We start from the raw sequence: 8071 nt of genomic DNA, 5'->3' as shown, positions 1-8071 counted from the left end.
CCGCCGCGCACCCCGGACGGCGCCGCGAGGTCGGCCGCGCTCACGAGCCCAGCACGTCGTCGGGGCGGATCGACCGGCCGTAGATGTCCTCGAACACCCGGTCGGTGGCGTCCGCCGCGGGGCCGTCGTAGACGACCTGCCCCGCCCGCAGCCCGATGAGCCGGGTCCCGTACTCCCGGGCGAGGTCGAGCAGGTGCAGGTTGACGACGACGGTGAGGCCGAGCTCGCGGTTCACCCGGCGCAGGTCCGACATCACGCCGTGCGCGGTGGGCGGGTCGAGGCTGGCGACGGGCTCGTCGGCCAGGACGGCGCGCGGCTGCTGGGCCAGCGCCCGGGCGATGGCCACGCGCTGCTGCTGCCCGCCGGACAGGTGGGACGCGCGGTGCCAGGCCCGGTCGAGCATGCCGACGCGGTCCAGCGCCTCGTACGCGACGTCCCGGTCCTGCGCGGTGTGCGCGCCGAGCAGCGTGCGCCAGGTCGGCGCGTGCGCCACCCGGCCCACGAGGACGTTCTGCAGCACGGTGGCGCGGCCGGCCAGGTTGAAGCTCTGGAAGATCATCCCGACCTCGCCGCGCAGCGCGCGCAGCGCCCGGCCGCGGGCCGCGGTCACGTCGTGGCCGCCGACCTCGACGGTGCCGGAGGTGACCGGCACCAGGCCGTTCAGGGTGCGGATCATCGAGGACTTGCCGGAGCCGGACAGGCCGACGACGGCGACCATCTCGCCCGGCTCCAGGTCGAGCGAGACGCCGTCGAGGGCGGTCACGCCGTTCGGGTAGCGCACGACCACGTCGCGCATCCGGACGGGCCACGGTGCGGGCGCTGCCGCGGCGGGGTCCGCCGCGGCAGCGCCGCCCGACGCGGCCCGGAGGCCGACGCTCACTGCAGGCCGAGCTTCTCCGCCGCGCGGGCGACGACGTCGAGCGAGTCCGGGTCGGCCGGGGCGAGCTTCGAGATCGAGTAGATGTCGGTGAGCACCTGCGAGCCCTCCTCGGTGTTCGAGAAGTCCTCGAGCGCCGTGGTGATCCGGTCCTGGAGCTCCGGCGACAGGGAGGCCGCGAGCGCGACGCCGTCGTTGGGGATCTCCTCGGTCAGGGCGAACACGACGACCTTCTGGCCGACGTCCGGGGTGTCGCTCGCGACGATCGTGCGGGCGTCCCAGAACGAGAAGCCGACCTCGGCGTCGCCGTTGTAGACGGCCAGCACCGAGGCGTCGTTCGCCGTCACGGGGAGCTGCTCGATGTCGGTGTCGGTGTCGAGGCCCGCCTCCTGGAGCGCGAGGACCGGGTAGATGTAGCCCGCCGGCGAGGCGGGCCCGAGCAGGGCGACCTTGGCGCCCTCGACCTTCGTGATCGAGTCCAGGCCGGCGGGGCCCTGCAGCGCGTCGGCGCCGTTGCAGAACAGCATGCCGTCGCGCTCGACCGGCTCGTCCTCGCAGTACTTGTCCGGGTTGTTCGTCATGAACTGCGCCGGGTAGGAGATGTTGCCGTTGCGCTCGGTCTGCAGCACGACGCTGGCGTCGTACATGTCCGCCGCCTGCCACAGCTGGAGCGAGGGCAGGAAGCCGATCTGCGCCTGGTCGGCGCCCATGGCCTCGACGGCGGCCTGGTAGTCCTTGGACACCACGCCGGTGACCTCGATGCCGAGCTCCTCGGTGAGGTAGTCGGTGAGCGGCTTCGCCGTGTCGACGAGGCCGTCCTGGTCCTGCGACGGGACCAGCGCGAGGGTGAGCGACGTGGGGTCGGCGGCGGTCTCCGCGGCGGACGGCGAGGCCTCGGCGTCGCCGGAGCAGGCCGACAGGGCGAGCGCGGCGACGGCCAGCAGGGCGGCGCCGGGCAGGACGTGCTTCGACATGGTCATCCTTCGGTCGGGACCCGGGCGGGGACCCGGGCGGGCTGGGGCTGGGACTCGGACGGTGCGGTGCGCCCGCCCGCGCGGACCCAGTCCCGGAGCGCCGGGTACAGCGCCGGCAGGTCGGGGACGGTCCACGTGGGGCGGGCCTCCGGCGGCGGGCGCCGGGAGATGAGGGCGGTCGCGTGCCCGCGGGCGGCGACGGGCGCCAGGTCGTTGGCCCAGACGTCGCCGACGCTGAGCGCGCGGACCGGGCCGGCGGGGGCGACGCCGAGCCGGTCGAGCACGGCGGCCATGCCGGCGGGCTTGCCGGCCTCGGTCAGCACGCCGTCGAGCAGGCCCGCCAGCCCCAGCGCCGCGAGCGTCTCCCGGAGCCGGATCGCCGGGGCGTTCGTGGCGAGCACGACCGTGGCCTCGATGCGCACCTCCGCGAGCACGGCGGCGAGGCCGAGCGGGGCGGCCACCGGGGCGTCGTCGGTGCCGAGGGCGTGCCGGCTCGCGAGGTAGGCGGCCGACAGCGCGAGCGGGCCGACGCCGTGCTTCTCGGCGAGGAGGCGCACGAGGTCGTAGCCGTCGAGCGGCAGCAGGCCGTCGGCCGAGGCGCCGCGGGCGTCGGCCCGGCCGGAGCGCGTCCCGGCCGGGGTCGGGTCGCCCAGCCGCTCGACCGCCGCGGTCACCTCGGCCAGGAACGCCCGGCGGGCGGCGGGGGCCAGGCTCGCCGCCGCGGCGCGGGCGTAGGCGTGCACCGGCCCGTGCCCGACGGCGACGGTGCCGTCGAAGTCGAGCAGGAGGAGGGTGTCGGTGCGGCTCACGGATCGCCTGACGTGCGGGGGCGGGTCGCCCGGTGGGTCGCGCCCGTCTGGACGCATCGTCCACGCTAGGGGGCTGTTCTGGACGAGACGCCCACGGGCGGGTGAACACCGGTGAACGGCGGGCGAACACTCGCCCCCGGCGGCACGGGGGACGGTCCCGGGGGCGCCTCGGCTCGGGGACGCGCGGCTAGCGTGCGGCCGTGCCCGACGCCGTCTCCCCCGCCTCTGCCGACGGGGCCGTCGCCCTCGTCCCCGCCGACGGGGCCGTCACCGCCGACGCCCCCGCCCCCGACGGCGACGCCGCGCTCGGAGCCCCGGACGACGCCGCGCTGCGCGCCCTCGACGCAGCCGCGCTGCGCGCCCTCGACGACGCCGCCCGCGCCGCGGCGGACGACCCCGACCGCGCCCTGCGGGCCGACGGGCCCGTCGGGTGGCTGGCGGCGCAGGTCGACGTCGACCGCGAGCGCGGGACGTTCGGCCGCTGGGGCCGGTCGACGGTGGTGGACGAGCTGACCGGCGCCCCGGTGGTGCCGGAGCGGGTGCTCGCCTGGCTGCAGCGCCGCGCCGGGCTGCCCGTCGAGTTCCCCGGCGCCGACGCGGGCCTGGCGCACGTGTACGGCTACCTGCTCTCGACGGCCGCGACGCCGTTCGGGCGCAAGCGCGACCGGTGGACCGGCGGCGCGCTCGCCGCCGCGCTGGGGCTCGGTCCCCGGCACCTGCTCCCCTGGCACCGGCCGGACGACCGGACGCTGCTGGAGCGGGTCACCGACGCCGTGCTCCCGGTGCTCGCCGACCCCGCCGGGGCGCTGCTGGTCCGGGACGACGCCGTCCCGGGGACGGCCGACGCCCTGCGCACGGTGGTGGTCCGTGCGCAGGGCGTCGGGGGCGGGGCGCTGGTCTACGGGTGGGTCGGGCCGGGCGGCGTGCGCCCGGTCACCGCGTTCCCCGTCGACGCGTCCCCGCGGTGGCTCCGCGCGACCGGGTCCCTCCTCCCGGCCCCGCGGTACAACGTGCTGCTCGGCTGAGGCTCAGCGCGGACCGTCCGCCGGGTCCTGCGGCGGCTGCGGGGCCACCGGGGACTCCGGGGCGGCCGGCGGCTGCGGGGCCGGCGGCTGCTCGCCCGCGGCGGGGTACGACTGCGCGTACGGCGGCTGCTGCGCGTACGGCGGCTGCTGCGGTGCCGCGTACCCCGGCCGCGCGCCGGGGAATGCCTGCGCGTACGCGGACGGCCCGTGCACCCGGGCCACCCAGTCCTCGCCCGGCATGAAGATCCACAGCAGCGGGTAGATCAGCAGCGGGCTGCCCGGCAGGACGATCATCACGATCAGGAACAGCCAGCGCATCGGCCACGCGTCGATGCCGAACCGCCGCGCGAGGCCGGCGCAGACGCCGCCCAGGACCCGGCCGTCCAGCGGCCGGACCAGGCCGCTCCGCCACAGGGACTCGTAGATGCCGGTCATCGTCGTTCTCTCCCGTCGGGTGCCGCTGTGCGCCGCGGTGCTCCGCGACACCCCCTACGGTGCCGGTCCCGCTCGCGGCGCACATCCGGGACGGACCCTGGCCGGACCCTGATCCGCACCCTGACCGGCGGCGGGAGCCGGTCCGGGCCCACCCGGGGCGCCCGGAGCGGCGGGGCTCAGGCCGGCCGCACGCGCACGCCCGCGCCGGTGACCTCGAACCGCACGGCGGACAGGTCGGCCACGACGAGGTCCGCCCCGCCGTCCGGCCCGTCGGGCTCGGTGGTCCGCAGGGCGAGGACGGCGGCCCCCGCGGCGCGCCCTGACCGCACGCCGGACTCGGCGTCCTCGACGACCAGGCAGCGCCGGACGTCCACCCCGAGCCGCGCGGCGCCCGTGCGGTACGGCTCCGGGTCGGGCTTGCCGCGCCCGACGTCGTCGGCGGTGACCACGGTCGGCGGCACCGGGAGGTCCACCGCGGCGATCCGCGCGGCGGCCAGGCGGGCCCCGCAGGACGTGACGACGGCCGCGCGCCCGGCCGCGCCGAGCCGCAGCGCGTCGGCCGCCCCCGGCAGCACCTCGATGCCCTCGGTGTCGGACACCTCGAGGTCGACCACCCGGGCGAGGGCGGCGGCCCGCTCCGCCGGGTCCCGGTCCGGGAGCAGCAGGTCGACGATGTCCCGCCCGGGCACCCCGTGGAACCGGAACGGCGCGAGGTCCGCGGTCGGCGCGCCGAACTCCGCGGCGAACCGGAGCCAGCACCGCTCGACCGAGCGGGTGGAGGAGATCAGCGTGCCGTCCATGTCGAGCAGGACGGCGTCGAACACCTCGTCGAGCACGTCGCGCGCGGGGGCGGGCCGGGGTCCGGTGGTGGCGGTCATGGCCCGAGCCTCGCACGACCGGGCAGGTCGCCGGCCCGCGGGGCGGGTCGTGCCGCGGGCCGGGCGGCGGGCCGCGACCGGGCACCTCAGGCCCGCCTCAGCCCCGCCTCAGGCCGTACGGGGGCACCTCAGTGCCACCTCAGCCGCGGTCCCGCCCCGACCGGTCCCGCGGAGTGGTCGGTCGACCGATCCGGCGCCCCCGGCCTCAGCACCAGTGTGGTTCCTGCCGGGAGGGGCCCGGCACGCCACCCCGACCACCGGAGGGGCGATGCACCACAGGGGAGACGGACATGGACACCATCTGGGGCCCGGCGCTCGACGCCGAGGTGGCCTACCGCCAGGAGGTCGTCCGCGCCGCCGTGCGCGGGTCCGACCTGGGCTGGCGGTGGCGCCGCCGGCACCGCTGATCCGCCGACGGCAGAACGAGGAGGACGCGTGTCGGTGGAGGCTGCGACGATCGACCCCATGAGCCGGTCCGTGGCACGCGCACCCTTCGTCGCCCGCGACGAGGAGGTCGCGGCGCTGCTCGCGGCCGTCGCGCGCGCCGCGACCGGCGAGCCCGGCCTGGTGCTGCTCGGGGCGGACGCCGGGGTCGGCAAGACCCGGCTGCTCACGCACACCGCCCGGCTCGCCACCGAGCGCGGCGCGACCGTCGTCATCAGCCACTGCGTCGACCTGGGCGAGATCGGCCTGCCGTACCTGCCGTTCGCCGACGCGCTGCACCAGATCGTCGACGCGGACTGCCCCGGCGTCACCGAGGTGGTGGCCACCCGGCCGGCGCTGCGCCGGCTGCTGCCGTCGGGCGCCGCGGAGCCGGCCGGCACGGCCCGCACCGGCGCCGACGAGCAGGCCGAGCGGCTGCAGCTGTTCGAGGGGGTGGCCGCCGCGCTCGCCGCCGCCGGGACGCCCGAGCGGCCGCTGGTCCTGGTCCTCGAGGACCTGCACTGGGCCGACTCGTCGAGCCGCGACCTGCTCCGGTTCCTGGTCGCCCGGCTGCGCGCCGAGCCGGTGCTGCTGGTCGGGTCCTACCGCGCCGACGACCTGCACCGCCGGCACCCGCTGCGCCCCGTGCTGGCCGAGCTCGGCCGCCACCCGCGCGTCGAGCGGATCGACCTGCCGCCGTTCACGACGGAGGAGCTGCGCGCCTTCACCACCGGGCTCGCCGGGCAGCCGCTGCCCGAGGCGGCGCTGCGCCGGATCCAGCGCCGCTCCGAGGGCAACGCGTACTTCGCCGAGGAGCTCACGGAGGCCCGCGGCGCGGGCGCCGACCTGCCGGGCACCCTCGCCGACGTGCTGCGCGCCCGGCTGGAGGCGCTCGAGCCCGAGGTCCAGCGGCTCGTGCGCGCGGCCTCGGCCGCCGGCCGCCGGGTCGCCGAGCCGCTGCTGCGCGCGGTCGTGGCGGGCACGACGGACGACCCCGACCGGCACGCGGCGTTCGACGCGGCGCTGCGGGACGCCGTGGCGCACCACGTGCTGGTGGGCGAGGACCGCCGGATCGCCTTCCGGCACGCGCTGCTGTCCGAGGCCGTGTACGCCGACCTGCTCCCCGGCGAGCAGGTCGCGCTGCACCGGGACTACCTGCTGGCCGCCGCGGCCGACCCGTCGCTCGCCACGCCCGCGGAGCGCGCGCACCACGCGCTGCTGTCGCACGACAACCGGCTCGCGCTGCTCGCGTCCCGGGACGCCGCCCGCGAGGCCGGCCGGGTGCTCGCACCGGCCGAGGAGCTGCGCCACCTGGAGACGGTGCTCCGGCTGTGGCCGGGTGTCCCCACCGCGGCGGCGGACCTCGGGGAGGAGCGGGTGGACGTGCTGCTCGCCGCCGCCGCGGCCGGCGGGCGGGCCGGGCTCAGCGACCGCGCGGTGGCCATGGCGCGCGAGGCCGTGGCGGCGGTCGAGCCCCGGGGCGCGGCCGACGGCGCCGAGGCCCGCCGGGTCGCCGCGCTGCGCACCACCCTCGCCCGGCACCTGCTCGGCGCCGAGCGGGTGGACGAGGCGCTGCGCGAGACCGACCGGGCGCTCGAGGCGCTGGCCGACCTGGGCGGCACCCCGGACGCCGCCCGCGCCTGGGCGCTGGCCACGCACGCCCGGGCCGCGCTCAACTCCGACCTGGACGACCAGGCCGAGGTGTCGGCGGCCGCGGCCGTGGACGAGGCCCGCGCCGCGGGCGCCGTGGACGCCGAGGCCGACGCCCTCATCTCGCTGGCCGTGCTCGTCGTCGACGACCGGGACCGCGCCGCCGACCTGCTGACGGTGGCCCTGCACCGCGCCCGGGACGCCGGCGACACCACGACCGAGCTGCGCTGCACCTACAACCTCGCGGCCAACCGCTACTACGCCGGCCGGCTGGACGAGGCCGCCGCGACCACGGCCGTCGGGCTGGAGCTCGCCGCCCGCTCCGGGCTGACCTGGAGCGCCTACGGCGTCGAGCTGCGGCTGTTCGCCGAGATCGTCCGGTACACCCGGGGCGACCTCACCCCGCCCGCGCCGAGCGCCGACCCCGGCCCGCCGCGCGCCGCCTCCGCGGTCGACGGCGTGCAGATGTACGCGGCGGTCGCGCGCGGCGACGCGGACGCGGCCGAGCGCGGGCTCTCCCTGCTGCACGGCCAGCACGACGACACGATGATCACGCTCATCGCCGGGGGCTGCGCCGTCGACGCCCTCACCTGGGCCGGCCGGCTGGACGAGGCGGTCGCGCTCGCGCACGAGCTGATCGACGAGATCAGCCGCGTGTGGTCCGACTACTTCCTCGGCGGCATCTGGCTGTCGGCCCTCGGGATCGCCGCGCTCGCCGACCAGGCCGCCGCGGACCGGCTCGCAGGCCGGGATCCCGCGCCGCGGCTCGACCTCGGCGCCCGCTTGCTCAACCGCGCCGTCGTGACCGCCGACCGGGGCCGGCCCCGCGGCGGGCAGCTCGGGCCGGAGGGGCGCGCCTGGCTGGCCCGGGCGCACGCCGAGCACGCCCGCCTGGTCGGCGTCGCCGACCCGGACGCGTGGGCCGTCGCCGCCGCGGAGTTCGACTACGGCTACCGGTACGAGCTCGCGCGCACCCGCTGGCGGCACGCCGAGGCCCTGC

The 8071-nt window shown here is 78.3% G+C and carries 7 protein-coding genes; 2 read left to right on the top strand and 5 right to left on the bottom strand.

Features of this window, described 5'->3' with window-relative positions:
- Nucleotides 1-40: 40 nt before the first annotated feature.
- The 3 genes from phnC to FA014_RS16190 form a co-directional block, all read right to left on the bottom strand.
- Entirely contained in the window at nt 41-796 is a 756-nt protein-coding gene (phnC, locus tag FA014_RS16200; protein WP_154730680.1) for a phosphonate ABC transporter ATP-binding protein, read from the bottom strand.
- 80 nt (nt 797-876) lie between these two features.
- Nucleotides 877-1851, bottom strand: a complete 975-nt coding sequence (gene phnD, locus FA014_RS16195; RefSeq protein ID WP_419178418.1) for a phosphate/phosphite/phosphonate ABC transporter substrate-binding protein — start codon at nt 1849-1851, stop codon at nt 877-879.
- 2 nt (nt 1852-1853) lie between these two features.
- Nucleotides 1854-2660, bottom strand: a complete 807-nt coding sequence (locus tag FA014_RS16190) for a hydrolase (protein WP_195969325.1) — start codon at nt 2658-2660, stop codon at nt 1854-1856.
- Nucleotides 2661-2860: 200 nt separating this feature from the next.
- Between FA014_RS16190 and FA014_RS16185 the strand changes: the two genes are divergently transcribed.
- Nucleotides 2861-3685, top strand: coding sequence for an amino acid deaminase (locus FA014_RS16185; RefSeq protein WP_154730678.1), 825 nt, complete (start codon nt 2861-2863; stop codon nt 3683-3685).
- 3 nt (nt 3686-3688) lie between these two features.
- Here the strand turns inward: FA014_RS16185 and FA014_RS20150 are convergent, their stop codons facing one another.
- Nucleotides 3689-4120: a PspC domain-containing protein gene (locus FA014_RS20150; RefSeq protein ID WP_195969324.1), complete on the bottom strand. Its 432-nt coding sequence runs from the start codon at nt 4118-4120 to the stop codon at nt 3689-3691.
- A 176-nt stretch (nt 4121-4296) separates the two neighbouring features.
- Nucleotides 4297-4998, bottom strand: a complete 702-nt coding sequence (locus FA014_RS16175; protein ID WP_154730677.1) for an HAD-IA family hydrolase — start codon at nt 4996-4998, stop codon at nt 4297-4299.
- A 477-nt stretch (nt 4999-5475) separates the two neighbouring features.
- Here FA014_RS16175 and FA014_RS16170 point away from each other — a divergent pair.
- On the top strand, nt 5476-8071 hold a 2596-nt coding region (locus FA014_RS16170), incomplete at its 3' end, for an ATP-binding protein (protein WP_230323267.1).

It is taken from the genome of Cellulomonas hominis, assembly GCF_005239125.1.
In the GTDB taxonomy this organism is placed as follows: Bacteria; Actinomycetota; Actinomycetes; order Actinomycetales; family Cellulomonadaceae; genus Cellulomonas; species Cellulomonas hominis_A.
Note: the sequence above shows the minus strand (reverse complement) of the source record. Positions and strands in the feature narration are given on the sequence as shown.

Coding starts and splice junctions, on each gene's coding strand:
- FA014_RS16175 (WP_154730677.1), bottom strand. CDS start 4,998: ATGACCGCCACCACCGGACCCCGGCCCGCCCCCGCGCGCGACGTGCTC.
- phnC (WP_154730680.1), bottom strand. CDS start 796: ATGCGCGACGTGGTCGTGCGCTACCCGAACGGCGTGACCGCCCTCGAC.
- phnD (WP_419178418.1), bottom strand. CDS start 1,851: ATGTCGAAGCACGTCCTGCCCGGCGCCGCCCTGCTGGCCGTCGCCGCG.
- FA014_RS20150 (WP_195969324.1), bottom strand. CDS start 4,120: ATGACCGGCATCTACGAGTCCCTGTGGCGGAGCGGCCTGGTCCGGCCG.